General features: G+C 59.1%; 4 protein-coding genes, 1 pseudogene and 2 CRISPR repeat arrays. Of the genes and pseudogenes, 2 read left to right on the forward strand and 3 right to left on the reverse strand.

Annotated elements, in window-relative coordinates:
- The first annotated feature begins 255 nt into the window (after nt 1-255).
- Nucleotides 256-2,424, forward strand: coding sequence for a peptidyl-dipeptidase Dcp (gene dcp / locus J5I97_RS01045; RefSeq protein WP_208588450.1), 2,169 nt, complete (start codon nt 256-258; stop codon nt 2,422-2,424).
- 112 nt (nt 2,425-2,536) lie between these two features.
- Here the strand turns inward: dcp and xopN are convergent, their stop codons facing one another.
- Complete coding sequence (xopN, locus tag J5I97_RS01050) at nt 2,537-4,723, reverse strand: type III secretion system effector XopN (protein ID WP_208588452.1); 2,187 nt, start codon at nt 4,721-4,723, stop codon at nt 2,537-2,539.
- Nucleotides 4,724-5,093: 370 nt separating this feature from the next.
- Here xopN and J5I97_RS01055 point away from each other — a divergent pair.
- A pseudogene (locus J5I97_RS01055) lies at nt 5,094-5,353 on the forward strand (TetR/AcrR family transcriptional regulator C-terminal domain-containing protein); the annotation flags it as partial.
- 275 nt (nt 5,354-5,628) lie between these two features.
- A CRISPR array of direct repeats spans nt 5,629-7,098; the repeat unit is 28 nt; unit sequence TTTCTGAGCTGCCTACGCGGCAGTGAAC.
- Nucleotides 7,099-7,106: 8 nt separating this feature from the next.
- Here the strand turns inward: J5I97_RS01055 and J5I97_RS01060 are convergent.
- Together J5I97_RS01060 and cas6f are read right to left on the reverse strand one after the other, a co-directional pair.
- Nucleotides 7,107-7,912, reverse strand: a protein-coding gene (locus J5I97_RS01060; protein WP_208588453.1) for an IS5 family transposase whose coding sequence is annotated in 2 segments (ribosomal slippage) — nt 7,107-7,582 and nt 7,582-7,912 — 807 coding nt in all. Because the reading frame shifts where the segments join, the coding sequence is not laid out codon by codon here.
- Between the two features lie 86 nt (nt 7,913-7,998).
- A CRISPR array of direct repeats spans nt 7,999-14,515; the repeat unit is 28 nt; unit sequence TTTCTGAGCTGCCTACGCGGCAGTGAAC.
- 130 nt (nt 14,516-14,645) lie between these two features.
- Nucleotides 14,646-15,200: a type I-F CRISPR-associated endoribonuclease Cas6/Csy4 gene (gene cas6f / locus J5I97_RS01065; RefSeq protein WP_238135601.1), complete on the reverse strand. Its 555-nt coding sequence runs from the start codon at nt 15,198-15,200 to the stop codon at nt 14,646-14,648.
- Nucleotides 15,201-15,210 lie beyond the last annotated feature (10 nt).

Genomic DNA, 15,210 nt, shown 5'->3' on the forward strand with positions numbered 1-15,210 from the left:
GGAAGCAACTGCTCGCACCCAGGTGAAGGCATCGCTTGCGCATGGGAGAGAGGGGCAACTCAGATTAGCGGTATGCCTTCTCCACTCGAAAGGGAGAAGGTGCCCGAAGGACGGATGAGGGCCCAACGGCCGCGACACCCAATCACCCCATCCAGCAGCACACGCCGACGCAGGACCCAACCCAACGGCACATGCCAGCGGGAGGCAAACCCGCTAGTGTAATTGGCTGCTCTACCCACTCAGGACTTACACGCCATGTCGCGTACCGTCGTTCTGGCCGTTGCCATCACCCTGGCACTGGCTGCTTGTTCTGGAAAAAAACCGTCCGGTAAGGAGTCCACCACCGTGCCCGAAAAGACCGCCACCACCCCGGCCGCGGATGCTGCGCCGAATCCGCTGCTGACCGCCAGTACGCTGCCGTTCCTGGCGCCGCCGTTCGACAAGATCAAGGATGCCGATTATCTGCCCGCCTTCGATGAAGGCATGCGCCTGCATCTGGCTGATATCCGCAAGATCGCCGACAACCCCGAGCCACCCACCTTCGACAACACCATCGAGGCAATGGAGCGCAGTGGCCAAACGCTCACGCGTGTCTCGCACATTTTCTTCGGGCTTGTGCAAGCCGATACCAGCGATGCACGCCAAAAAATCCAGGAGGACATCGCGCCCAAGTTGGCCGCGCACAAGGACGAGATCGATCTCGATCCGAAATTGTTCGCCCGCGTCAAAACCCTTTACGACCAGCGCGACGCACTGAGCCTGGATCCGGAGCAGAAGCGTCTGGTCGAGCGCGATTACGAAGAGCTCGTGCGTGCGGGTGCGCAGCTGTCGGAGAACGACAAGGCCAGCCTGCGCAAGCTCAATATCGAAGAGACCACGCTCTCCACGCAGTTCCACACCCGCCTGGTGGCCGCCTCGGCTGCCGGCGCGGTGGTAGTCGACGACAAGGCCAGGCTCGATGGCCTGAGCGAGGGCGATATCGCCGCCGCTGCCGATGCCGCCAAGGCGCGCAAGCTCGCTGTCAACTATCTGCTCACCTTGCAGAACACCACCCAGCAGCCAGTACTGGCCTCGTTGAAGGACCGCCAACTGCGCGCCGACCTGCTTAAGGCTTCGGAAACGCGCGCAGAGAAAGGCGATGCCAACGATACCCGCCAGACCATCCAGCGCCTGGCACAGTTGCGCGCTCAAAAAGCCAAGCTGCTCGGCTTCGGCAACTACGCCGCCTATAGTCTGGGCGACCAGATGGCCAAGACCCCGGACGCTGCGCTCAAGCTGCTGACCGACACCGTGCCTGCAGCTACCGCCAAGGCACGCCGCGAAGCGGCCGAGATGCAGAAGGTCATCCATACGCAGAAGGGCGACTTCAAGCTCGCCGCCTCCGATTGGGACTTCTACGCCGAGCAGGTGCGCAAGGCCAAGTACGACCTGGACGAAGCGCAGATCAAGCCGTATTTCGAACTGGACAACGTGCTGCAGAACGGCGTTTTCTACGCGGCCACCCAGCTGTACGGCATCACCTTCAAGCAGCGCACCGACATCCCGACCTATCACCCGGACATGAAGGTGTATGAGGTGTTCGATCACGACGGCACGTCGATGGCGCTGTTCTATACCGACTACTTCAAGCGCGACAGCAAGTCCGGTGGCGCGTGGATGGACGTGTTCGTCACGCAGGACGGCCTCACCGGCGCCAAGCCGGTGGTCTACAACGTCTGCAACTTCACCAAGCCGGCTGCCGGCCAGCCGGCGTTGCTGAGTTTCGACGATGTCACCACCTTGTTTCATGAGTTCGGCCACGCGCTGCACGGCATGTTCTCCAAGGTGAAGTACCCCTCGATCGCCGGCACCAGCACCTCGCGCGACTTCGTCGAGTTCCCCTCGCAGTTCAACGAGCATTGGGCCTCCGATCCCAAGGTGTTCGCGCACTACGCCAAGCACTATCAGACCGGTGCAGCGATGCCGCCCGAGCTGGTGGAGAAGATCAAGAAAGCCAGGACCTTCAACAGCGGCTACGCGACCACCGAATACTTGTCGGCCGCACTGCTCGATCTGGCTTGGCACACCCAGCCGGCCGACGCGCCGTTGCAGGACGTGAGCAAGTTCGAAGCCGATGCCTTGAAGCGCTTCAAGGTGGACCTGGCCGAAGTACCGCCGCGTTACCGCAGCAGCTATTTCGACCACATCTGGGGCGGCGGTTATTCGGCCGGTTACTACGCCTATTTCTGGTCGAAAGTGCTCGACGAAGATGCGTTCGAATGGTTCAAGGAAAACGGCGGGTTGAATCGCAAGAATGGCGACGCCTTCCGCGCCAAGATTCTCTCGCGCGGCAATACCGTTGATCTGGCCACGCTATATCGCGATTTCCGCGGCAAGGACCCCAGCGTCAAGGCGCTGCTGAAAGATCGTGGTTTGACCGAGTAAACAAGCCGCGTGCACGACGCGCGGATGCCGGCAACGATCGAAACGGGAGGGCCTTGCGGCCATCCCGTTTTTGTTGCGTCGCATTAAATGTATCGCACTGGTCGGCGCCGCATCACGCCGGTCGCGGCGGCGCCTGATCGTCCCCGATCTCCACGATCACCTCGTGCGACTGCGGCGCAGACGCCACTGCCGGTCGCAGTTGTTCCACCGCCTGCGGCAGGGTCAGCGACGGCGCGGTCTGCACTCCGGATGACGTGGCCCGGGACTCTTGGATGACCTCCCGGGCTTTATACAACAAGTCTTCCACATCGTTGTCCTGCAGAAGCTCACTGATCTTTAGGCTCGCCTTGGTGGCCCGACGCTGGGACAGCGCTTCGCTGGCGCCCCCCATCACACCGCGGAGAACTTGCTGCTTCAATCCGATGTCGGTGTCGCCCTCGCGGCGATTGTTCTTGACGGTGATGGCGGTGTGCTGATTCAGGGCGCCGACCGCAGCCATGGCTCCCGACAGTGCGGAGATCGCCAGGGTCTGCTTCGTCGGCACCTTGCGTGCTCCGCCATGCGCCGCTGAGCTGGCCTTGCCGATCACCGAGGACGCCGCGCTGCCCAGCACGCCGAGGTGGAACATCTGGCCAATGCGTTGAGCGGTCTGTGCGGAGAATTCGCGCAAGGTGTACTTCTTGGCGATATCGCTGATCAGTTGATCCGACACCACCGACTTCTCGGCGTTGAGCAGCACCTCCGCAGCCACACCGTCTGGGTCAAGCTCGTCCAACTTGCCTTCGCGCAAGGCTTGCAGGTCCTGGCTCAGCAGTTCCAAGGCCTTCGCCGGGCCGGCGCCGTGACCCAATTCCAGATCCAGGTCGTCGGCGTCTGCCGCCCGCTGCAGCGAGGGCGGTGCCGCCACCTCCGCCTTGAGCGCTTTCTCCATCGATGCCAGTGCGTTGGTGACGCGTTTGACTAAAGCTTGCGTGGGCGACTGAATCAGTTTACGGAGTTTGCTCTGATCGATATCGTCTGCCGCGACCGGTTCGCCACGCGCAAATTTTGACTTGCCTGTCTCGGTCAATACATCGGCGTACAGCAGATTGAGCTTGTTGTTGTAATCCTGTTTTGCCTGTTCGTCGAAGCCGGCGGCCACATGCTGCGCAGCTGTCATCAGCAGGGCACCGACGGTCTGCGCGGTCGGCGACAGCGCCCGCATTGCGCCGGTCTTGCCGAGCAGGCCCAGCGTGCCCGCCAATGGTGAGCGCAGGATGCGCGGGACGGCCTGCCAGCGATTGCCCATCCATTGCCGGTCGTGCGCGCCCTGGGTCATGACAAAGTCGCGCTGGCCCTGATGCAGGCGTGCTTCGGCTTCCAGCAAGTTGTGGGCAGCGGCCATGAGGTTGGTAGTTGCCGTCGCCGAGGATGTGTTGTCTGCGACGTTCTTGAGTTCGCGAAACTGATCGCAATGACCGCTGAATTCTGCGACATGGATTTCCAACGCCTTCGCAAGGTCCGGTAGCCAATGCTTGTCGTTGATCTGATTCTTGTCCGGCACGATGACGTGACCGCCGTGCTCGCGGATCGACTCGCACAGGCTGACCACCGCCGACTGCTGGGCCGCATTCATCGGTGCGGCGACGGCCGCTGTCGCAACGCCGAACCCTGCGCCCGCCCAAGGCTGACCGGTTGCGTAGTTGATCCAGGGCGAGACGATGTACTGCATCGCATTGTTCAAAAAACTGCCGGTGGGATTGGGCATGCCGGACAGCAGCGCGGTACGTCGCAACTTGGAAACCTCGCCTTCGCTCAATCCCTGCGCCTTGTACCAATCCATCGCATCTGTTTCGCTGATGCGGCTCAACAGATCCGCGTGCGTTGCTGCACGTTCCTCCACGCCGGTGCCGTCCGGCAGTTTTACCTGCCCATTCATCGGCCTGATCGCGTTGATGAGTGCCGCCGCCAGTTGGGGCTGGACCTGGCGCCGGTTGTCGGCAGCCAATCTGTCTTTGAGCCGCGTCAGACGTGACCCACGAAAGTTCGACGAAACTGCAGGCGGCACACCGTGCATGCCGACGGCGCCCGATTGCCCAGCCGCCTGCGTCGCCGCCTGCGTCGCAGGCGCAGTGGCGCCTGCGACCTCCTTGCCGCGTCTGCTGGGACGGCGCGGCAGTATGGTCAGTAGAGTATCGCCCTGGATGTCCGAATGGCCGGGTAAAACGCTGGAGGATGCTTCTTTTCCGATGTCCTGGATGTTTGGGTTTGACGCCGCCGCGTTACGATTGACCGAGTTGGCGGATGTAGTAGTCTTCATCAGATATGTCCTGACTCTAAGTGCAGTGACGGCATCGATCGATGGCCGGTGCCGAGGAATGCGACCGCCACGCAGCCTTGAAGCTGAGTGCATCGTCGACGGACGGCGCAGTTGCCATATCTCGAAGAGAGCATCGAGTTCAGGTACGCGACGCAGCCATTGCTGAGATGAAAGATCCAAACTGCGGACCGCATTGAGCGAGGATTGAATCACTCTGCAGGCAACATTCTGGCCAGACAGCGAACTGATGTCGCTGCGCCCGAATCGCTCCGTACGTTGCTGATATCGGAGGTTTGGCGCGTTGCTGGCCGATAGCAGAGCTGGCGAAGCATTACGCGGCAGCTGGCGTCGCACGCGCATCTGCCCCGCCCATGCCGGAGCGAGCGCGCGGCTGTCGCAGTTGGGCAGCAAGGAGGAAGGAACCCCACCTGGCGATGGCGACGCGTTGCGTTGGCCGACGGGCGGCTTGCAAGCGCGGAGCCGGACTTCGCCGCGCAGCAGCTGCAGGCGTTGGTGAAGGGCTTCGCGTTCTGGCCGCAGCTCGCCAAGGGCCAGCCGCCGCCGCTGTCGCCGGAGCAACAGACGCAAGTGGCCGAATCGGCGGTGGCGATGTTTCTGGGGTTTTACTGACGCAAGTGAGTGCACGCGCGGGCGATGCGCGCGGCGTGGCTTTATCGCAGCGCATCTTCCGCCGGTTTTCCCCTGCGTTGCACGTCTGTTGAAGGCGTCGACGACGGCATGCGCCGTACACTGCTAAGCCTGCGCAAACATGCCTTTCCAACGCGCGCATGGTCTACGTCACCTGTTCAACAGCACATGCCGATGCATGGAGCATTGCAGGTCGCCTGTCCATGACACGCGACAGTCGTGGCAAATACAGCGCGAGAGCGGACGGACCAGTCGCATTTATGCGCTGCCTAAACGGCAGTGAATGCATCGGTCTGCTCTGCGTGGCGCAATGGTATTTCTGAGCTGCCTACACGGCAGTGAACTGTAAGAGCGCCCTGTAAAGAGTCCCACTAGATTTCTGAGCTGCCTACGCGGCAGTGAACGGGAGGTGTCCTGGTCTTCGACCTGGCCCTTTTTTTCTGAGCTGCCTACGCGGCAGTGAACGTCCCCATCCGGCACAGATGCGCGGAGCTGTTTTTCTGAGCTGCCTACGCGGCAGTGAACAGCAGCAAGGGGGCGGTATCGCGATGGGCTTATTTCTGAGCTGCCTACGCGGCAGTGAACCAGGCGATAGTGCGCGCAGTGAACACGCCTTTTTTCTGAGCTGCCTACGCGGCAGTGAACTTGCCGCAGAACGACAAGCTCCAGCGCTTGCTTTTCTGAGCTGCCTACGCGGCAGTGAACGCTCCGGTGCCGGTCGTTCCTGCGCCGAGTGGTTTCTGAGCTGCCTACGCGGCAGTGAACCCATCGAAATAGCACGCGGCGTGCTTGTGGAGTTTCTGAGCTGCCTACGCGGCAGTGAACGCAAGAGGAGGTGCACTATTTGCTGACCTCCGTTTCTGAGCTGCCTACGCGGCAGTGAACTCCATGGACGAGGCGCTGAGGCCAACTCCTCCTTTCTGAGCTGCCTACGCGGCAGTGAACAAGCCGCGCCACGGCCCTTGTGCGTCGAGACGTTTCTGAGCTGCCTACGCGGCAGTGAACGGCGTGCTGCTGAGCGCAAAGTCTTCGAGGGCTTTCTGAGCTGCCTACGCGGCAGTGAACTGGCGTGATCACAGCCGATCCCGTCGCTTCACTTTCTGAGCTGCCTACGCGGCAGTGAACTGATGACTGCGAAAGCATTGCCTTTGCAGTTATTTCTGAGCTGCCTACGCGGCAGTGAACGCCGATAGCTGGCCTGTGGGCGTGCGCTTTTTTTTCTGAGCTGCCTACGCGGCAGTGAACTCGCCGAACTTGCGCGGATTGACGAACTTGATGTTTCTGAGCTGCCTACGCGGCAGTGAACACCCTGATCCTCCTGTTTCTTGCGACGAAATATTTCTGAGCTGCCTACGCGGCAGTGAACAACCGCTGCACGAATCATTTGGTTTGCTCTGATTTCTGAGCTGCCTACGCGGCAGTGAACGGTCTTCCAACCTCTTGCGATTCAGAGCTTTATTTCTGAGCTGCCTACGCGGCAGTGAACGTGCTACATGTAGATCCGGACCAGCCGCGCAATTTCTGAGCTGCCTACGCGGCAGTGAACACCGTCAGTTTCGTTGCACCGACGCGCCAGGCTTTCTGAGCTGCCTACGCGGCAGTGAACAGCATCTCTCAGCTGCACGAGCTGTCGAGTCATTTCTGAGCTGCCTACGCGGCAGTGAACTCAGCGACAGTGAAGATGCTGACCCATTGCTCTTTCTGAGCTGCCTACGCGGCAGTGAACTAAGAGCGGCTAACAAAACCCAGGAAGAAGCCGTAAGCAGATGATGGAGCATGCAAGCGAGAGCAACGCCAAGTGGAGATCGATGCGGCGTTCAAAGCGGATGCGCAGTTTGCCCATGCCTGCGAACCAGGCATGCGTGCGCTCGACGACCCAGCGATGACGGCCCAACCGGTCGTTGCGCTCGATTCCCTTGCGTGCGATCCGCGCAATGATGCCGCGCTGCTTGAGGAAGGCGCGACAGCGGTCGATGTCGTAAGCCTTGTCGGCGTGCAATTTGTCTGGCCAACGTCGCGGGCGCCCTGGTTTGCCACCAATTGGCGGCAAGGCGTCGATCAACTCCTCGAACACGACCGAGTCGTGCCGATTGGCGCCGGTGACGCACACTGCCAAGGGCACGCCGTTGCGGTCCACGATCAGATGCCGTTTGCTGCCGAGTTTGCCGCGATCGGTCGGGTTTGGCCCGGTGTAGGCGCCCCCCGGGGGGAGGCCACACTGGCGGCGTCCAGACTGGCTCGGCTCAGATCCAGCCTCTGGGCGCGACGCAGTTCGGTCAGCAACACATTGTGCAGACGATGCCACACACCGGCGGCCTGCCAATCACGCAACCGGCGCCAGCAGGTCATGCCGCTGCCATAGCCCAGCTCCATAGGCAGGTCTTCCCATGGCACGCCCGTGCGCAGGACATAGACGATGCCGTTGAGGGCTTGCTGATCACTGATACGCGGCCGTCCACCTTTGGGCGAACGCTTCACTTGGGGAATCAGCGGCTCGATGCGCTTCCACAGCGCAATGGGGATCTCTTTGCGACGTGTCATGTCCGCAATTTTGCCACCGGCGAGACAAGATTCAAGGGGTTTTGTTAGACGCTCTAAGCCTGCTGCTGCTGAGCAATTTGAAGTCTTTTCTGAGCTGCCTACGCGGCAGTGAACGTACCGGCAGAGGCTTTCGCAAGAGTTCTTCGTTTCTGAGCTGCCTACGCGGCAGTGAACGCCGACTCGTCGCGTATCCCGATCCTGCTACTTTTCTGAGCTGCCTACGCGGCAGTGAACACTCCGACAACATGTCGAATATGCCAGGCCGATTTCTGAGCTGCCTACGCGGCAGTGAACCGCTGAGTCGATTGCAGGGTACGAAGCACAGTTTTCTGAGCTGCCTACGCGGCAGTGAACAGTCAGGCGTGAGCTGGAGCAGACGCAATGCTTTTCTGAGCTGCCTACGCGGCAGTGAACTCTCTGCGCCGTCATCGCCGATAATTCGAATCTTTCTGAGCTGCCTACGCGGCAGTGAACAAGGTACGCGCCGGGGATTGCAGATGTGCCGTATTTCTGAGCTGCCTACGCGGCAGTGAACCGTGCTGCTGAGCGCAAAGTCTTCGAGGGCTTTTTCTGAGCTGCCTACGCGGCAGTGAACCATTGAGCGACGCGAAGCGCTCAGACCGCATCTTTCTGAGCTGCCTACGCGGCAGTGAACAAGTTGTTCCGTTGTCTATCACTGAACAGAGTTTTCTGAGCTGCCTACGCGGCAGTGAACCCATTGAGCTTTGATCTGCACTTGAACTGCCCTTTCTGAGCTGCCTACGCGGCAGTGAACCAAGCCTGCTGCTGCCGAGCAGTTCGATGCCTTTTCTGAGCTGCCTACGCGGCAGTGAACTCGTCGTCGTTCCGAAGAGCGCACGCCCGCAATTTCTGAGCTGCCTACGCGGCAGTGAACATCGATGGCCGCACGCTTCCCCGCTGATTATCATTTCTGAGCTGCCTACGCGGCAGTGAACGGAAGTGCCGGTCTGGTTCGCACCATTTACAATTTCTGAGCTGCCTACGCGGCAGTGAACAGCCAGCGCGCAGCGCTGCCCGTCGCCGTCGGTTTCTGAGCTGCCTACGCGGCAGTGAACATTGATCCCTTCACCTTCGAAGAACTGCTGCTTTTCTGAGCTGCCTACGCGGCAGTGAACCGGCCGGAGGCGTGAGAGGCCCGCAGGGCAGTTTTCTGAGCTGCCTACGCGGCAGTGAACAACATCGGCCGCTTTGCGATACGGCTGCGACATTTCTGAGCTGCCTACGCGGCAGTGAACTTTCTTGCCGATGATTGGCTTCCGGCGTGTCATTTCTGAGCTGCCTACGCGGCAGTGAACGACCAGATCGAGGAGATCGCAGCGAAGCACATTTTCTGAGCTGCCTACGCGGCAGTGAACCCGTGCGCATGGAGAAGGACCGTAGACGCATTTTTCTGAGCTGCCTACGCGGCAGTGAACGCATGCTTGCGTAGCTGCCGCTAGTTGCCCTTTTTCTGAGCTGCCTACGCGGCAGTGAAATTCCACATCGCCAAGACGAATTGGCGGAGCCATTTCTGAGCTGCCTACGCGGCAGTGAACCAGAGTGGCGATGTTGGACAGACCTACTTGATTTTCTGAGCTGCCTACGCGGCAGTGAACATCAACCGTGCTTCTGAGAAAGCGGCTGTGAATTTCTGAGCTGCCTACGCGGCAGTGAACGCGGATCTGCTTTACCGCCCAGCACGCCAACATTTCTGAGCTGCCTACGCGGCAGTGAACGTCAGTTGCATGGATCACTCCTCAACGTGGGCTTTCTGAGCTGCCTACGCGGCAGTGAACCTTGGCCTGCAGGAGATACCGGGTGCCGTTGATTTCTGAGCTGCCTACGCGGCAGTGAACTGAACACTTTGTCGTGATTCGCACCATCGTGGTTTCTGAGCTGCCTACGCGGCAGTGAACTGTGCAGGTCGGAGAATTTGCCACACGCACCATTTCTGAGCTGCCTACGCGGCAGTGAACGCTGATCGTCACGTTCAAGGCCCGAAGACGCTTTTCTGAGCTGCCTACGCGGCAGTGAACGGCTCGAAATGTTCGGCCATGTCGAACTGCAATTTCTGAGCTGCCTACGCGGCAGTGAACGCGGGCGTGAACCAATGTTCGCGCTCCTCCAATTTCTGAGCTGCCTACGCGGCAGTGAACTCTGGCTTCGTCAAGGTTCGACTGCAAGGCAATTTCTGAGCTGCCTACGCGGCAGTGAACCGGTGGACCCAGCCTACAGGCGAGGAAATCAATTTCTGAGCTGCCTACGCGGCAGTGAACCGTCTCAGCACACGAGCGCGCGCGAGTTCATCTTTCTGAGCTGCCTACGCGGCAGTGAACCAGCTTGAACAGCAGTTGCGTGCTCAGCAGCATTTCTGAGCTGCCTACGCGGCAGTGAACAAGCTTGTCAGGCCGTGGCGGATGGACGTTAATTTCTGAGCTGCCTACGCGGCAGTGAACTAACTGGTGCGGGCGCCTTGGTTACGGTTTTGTTTCTGAGCTGCCTACGCGGCAGTGAACAACAATACGAACTCAAGTCCGCTGAGGCGGTGATTTCTGAGCTGCCTACGCGGCAGTGAACTTCGCGTCCCGACAAATGGAAAGATTCGACAATTTCTGAGCTGCCTACGCGGCAGTGAACGCCCTGCCTAGCTCGCCCTGACTTTGGACGTATTTCTGAGCTGCCTACGCGGCAGTGAACGATGAAGACGCCCGGGAGGCTAAGGGCCTGAATTTCTGAGCTGCCTACGCGGCAGTGAACGGAGCATCTCTCAGCTTCACGAGCTTTCGAGTTTTCTGAGCTGCCTACGCGGCAGTGAACGCCGCCCCGTAGTGGTGACAGCGCATCGAGCTTTTCTGAGCTGCCTACGCGGCAGTGAACCTCAGCAAGGTGGCGGCTCCACCGGCAGACCCTTTCTGAGCTGCCTACGCGGCAGTGAACGCGGCCAGCGCGAGTTCGCCATGCGTGTCGATTTTCTGAGCTGCCTACGCGGCAGTGAACCAGGAGATGCGATTGACGCAAGTCACGAGGGATTTCTGAGCTGCCTACGCGGCAGTGAACGTTCTGCGAGAAGATCGTAGAGCTCGGAAAGCTTTCTGAGCTGCCTACGCGGCAGTGAACCGTACAACGCTTCACGGCTGACCAAGCGCAACTTTCTGAGCTGCCTACGCGGCAGTGAACATGATGTCGCCGACCCAGGCGCACACGGGTGATTTCTGAGCTGCCTACGCGGCAGTGAACCTTGTTTGCGCGCAGAGCGTCGGAAAAGTCAATTTCTGAGCTGCCTACGCGGCAGTGAACTCGCTGTCTGAGTCTTCGATGGCTGAGATCAATTTCTGAGCTGCCTACGCGGCAGTGAACTCCTTGTTTTCCGGCAACGGTAGATCGATAGATTTCTGAGCTGCCTACGCGGCAGTGAACAACATGGAATACAAGAGCGAGTTTGCAGTGACTTTTCTGAGCTGCCTACGCGGCAGTGAACAGGGCGCGACGAATCGACCTACCGCGCAAAATTTTCTGAGCTGCCTACGCGGCAGTGAACATGCGATTTAGAGCCGCACCGGCTCCCATATTTTTCTGAGCTGCCTACGCGGCAGTGAACCTACCGCGCAAAGTGGCGCCCCGTCTATGAATTTTCTGAGCTGCCTACGCGGCAGTGAACCACTACTCAAGGCTGGGCGAGTACCAGCCTTGTTTCTGAGCTGCCTACGCGGCAGTGAACACGGCGACGGCGACGGCTACGGTTTTGGTGACTTTCTGAGCTGCCTACGCGGCAGTGAACTGCACTGCTTGCTCATAGTAAGTTTCTCAATAGTTTCTGAGCTGCCTACGCGGCAGTGAACGATGTCATCATGCCCCACAAATTGCTTGTGCATTTCTGAGCTGCCTACGCGGCAGTGAACGTGTTTTCTTCGGCTATGCAAGTGACACCAGTGTTTCTGAGCTGCCTACGCGGCAGTGAACAAAGTCCCGATGTCTCTCACCCCGTACCTGGGTTTCTGAGCTGCCTACGCGGCAGTGAACGAGGAGATTGATCACATCAATAGGGACCCACATTTCTGAGCTGCCTACGCGGCAGTGAACAGTAATAGTTCCTCCCTAGGGATTCCGTAACCTTTCTGAGCTGCCTACGCGGCAGTGAACACGGCTACGGCGACGGCAACGGCTACGGCTACTTTCTGAGCTGCCTACGCGGCAGTGAACCCAAGATGCAAAGGCACGGCTTGCGGAGTTAGTTTCTGAGCTGCCTACGCGGCAGTGAACAAGTGGGAAGCCGCATGAACGCGCTTGCATATCTTTCTGAGCTGCCTACGCGGCAGTGAACGGTACAAGCTGGGCAAACTACTTTGTTGAGCATTTCTGAGCTGCCTACGCGGCAGTGAACGGCAAGGGCATTTGGAACACCCTCATGTAGCATTTCTGAGCTGCCTACGCGGCAGTGAACGGCTTCAGCAGTTTCCGATGGGCTCCGGTGCTTTTCTGAGCTGCCTACGCGGCAGTGAACAGCTACACCTATTGCATGAGCAGATAGCAAAGTTTCTGAGCTGCCTACGCGGCAGTGAACTTCATGTTGTGAAACTCGCAATGACGCCGCCATTTCTGAGCTGCCTACGCGGCAGTGAACCCAGGGTTGCCTAGAGTCGGGGAAGTTGCAGCTTTCTGAGCTGCCTACGCGGCAGTGAACAAGTTAAACGGGCGTTCGTATCCCGCTTTCCTTTTCTGAGCTGCCTACGCGGCAGTGAACACTTTGTATGTGGGTGTAAGTGTAGGTGCGCACTTTCTGAGCTGCCTACGCGGCAGTGAACCTGTCCGGTACGAAGTACCCCCCACGGGCCACTTTCTGAGCTGCCTACGCGGCAGTGAACCCGGGGGCAGGTTTTCCATCTGTCATCATGTTTTTTCTGAGCTGCCTACGCGGCAGTGAACATGAGTAGGCTTACCCAAGCACAGATCAAGGGTTTCTGAGCTGCCTACGCGGCAGTGAACTTTCTATGTCACTACGAACAAACCATGTCTCTTTTCTGAGCTGCCTACGCGGCAGTGAACAATGACGGCTACAACTATTCCCCTGAGCACATTTCTGAGCTGCCTACGCGGCAGTGAACGGCAGCAATGTGTGCGGGGCCTATCCCAAAGCTTTCTGAGCTGCCTACGCGGCAGTGAACCGAATCATGTATTGCCTTACAAAGCTAATTGCTTTCTGAGCTGCCTACGCGGCAGTGAACTTGGATAAGCAGTTGGGCAACAAGAAAATACATTTCTGAGCTGCCTACGCGGCAGTGAACATGATGCAAACGGGGTTCTCTAGGGCTATTGCGTTTCTGAGCTGCCTACGCGGCAGTGAACACGGCTACTGCTATGGCGACGGTGATGGCTTTTTTCTGAGCTGCCTACGCGGCAGTGAACGTCATGCGGACTGGGCGGGGGCGAACCTGGACTTTCTGAGCTGCCTACGCGGCAGTGAACGTTCATTTTGTCTCTCTCCGGTTTAAGGACCTTTTCTGAGCTGCCTACGCGGCAGTGAACTCATAAAAATCCCCTTTACTTCTGCTCCACCATTTCTGAGCTGCCTACGCGGCAGTGAACTTCAACGTGTTTTTCTTCCAAGGTGACGCCCTTTTCTGAGCTGCCTACGCGGCAGTGAACCTGGGGTGTCGTTGCGAGGAGCCGACCTTAGATTTCTGAGCTGCCTACGCGGCAGTGAACGGGTTTCTTTCAATTACCGCACGCGTTTTTGCATTTCTGAGCTGCCTACGCGGCAGTGAACAGTGTTTTTTACACATCCCTCTGGACCATGCATTTCTGAGCTGCCTACGCGGCAGTGAACTTCCTAGCAGAGCGGCCGGCAAGCCGTGGCGGTTTCTGAGCTGCCTACGCGGCAGTGAACTCGCAGTGCCTTGCTCAACATGGGAGCCCTGTTTCTGAGCTGCCTACGCGGCAGTGAACTTAGCTGCCTTAGCAATCCATCCTGGGTGCTTTTTCTGAGCTGCCTACGCGGCAGTGAACTCTCCGGGGTTACCATTTATGTGGTCTACGCATTTCTGAGCTGCCTACGCGGCAGTGAACTTAACGAGGACAACGCTACCAGCACCGAGAGTTTTCTGAGCTGCCTACGCGGCAGTGAACAAAGCAGCCTCGACCGCAATTGCTTACGAAATTTTCTGAGCTGCCTACGCGGCAGTGAACTACCAGAAGTGTAAAGACCTGCAAAAGGGTTATTTCTGAGCTGCCTACGCGGCAGTGAACGATCTCTAAGTCTCGGCGGTGTGCATTTAGTATTTCTGAGCTGCCTACGCGGCAGTGAACTTTTCCACAAGGCTACTAGGTCATCCGTACTATTTCTGAGCTGCCTACGCGGCAGTGAACATGGCTACAGCAAAGGCTACGGCTACGGCAAATTTCTGAGCTGCCTACGCGGCAGTGAACGCTTTCACGGCCCGCCTAAGGATCTTTTCCTCTTTCTGAGCTGCCTACGCGGCAGTGAACCTTACCAAAGCCCTCCATCTCATCAGAACCGTTTTCTGAGCTGCCTACGCGGCAGTGAACTGCAGCTTCTCAAGGACGGCTCTAGCTTCTTTTTTCTGAGCTGCCTACGCGGCAGTGAACAAGATCAGCACTTCACCAATCCATTGATAAATAAAAGAAATACCGAAAAAACAGGGCAGGCACCCTTTGAAGCATGGTGCCTGCCAAGTGGTTGATTCTAAAGCGGCCTTTTTCTGTCCGGAAAAAAGGGTCAGAACCAGGGCACCGTCGCTTCCTGGCTCAGGCCGTAGCTGTTGAAGCTGCCGTTCGTCGGCTCCGATAGCAAGGGGCCGTGACGGATGAACAGCGGGAATGACGCCTGTCCCGTGCTGCGGCTGCCCAGTACGACGAACGGCAGTGGCAGCTGTTCGGCTGCCGCATCCGGGATGCGTTGGGCGGCTGTCTCGGCATCGATCCCATGACGGCGCATGGCACGACGGCGCAGGCGCGAGGGGCTGCTCTTGGCCTGCACCCTGGTGACGTGCCGATGCTGGGTGTCGGTAGGAGCAGCGAGAATGGCCGATACCGCCAGGTGATCGAGCATCCCGTGCAGCCAGGGGTTCGCCATCAACGTCTGCAAAGCGGTCTGTTGGCCGTGCAAGCGCAGGTGGGCACCCAGACTTGGCTTGCGCGCGTCATGGCGTGGAAAGCTGACGCCGATGTCCTGGCGTTGCTGCTGCACCAGTGCGCGGTGCAGGCGCAGGTACAGGCCGCTGAGCAGCTGGTGCGGCGCAAGCTCCGGGTCGGGACGAAGTTGGAGATCCACATAATGCTCC

This window comes from Xanthomonas fragariae (assembly GCF_017603965.1).
GTDB classification, from domain to species: domain Bacteria; phylum Pseudomonadota; class Gammaproteobacteria; order Xanthomonadales; family Xanthomonadaceae; genus Xanthomonas; species Xanthomonas fragariae_A.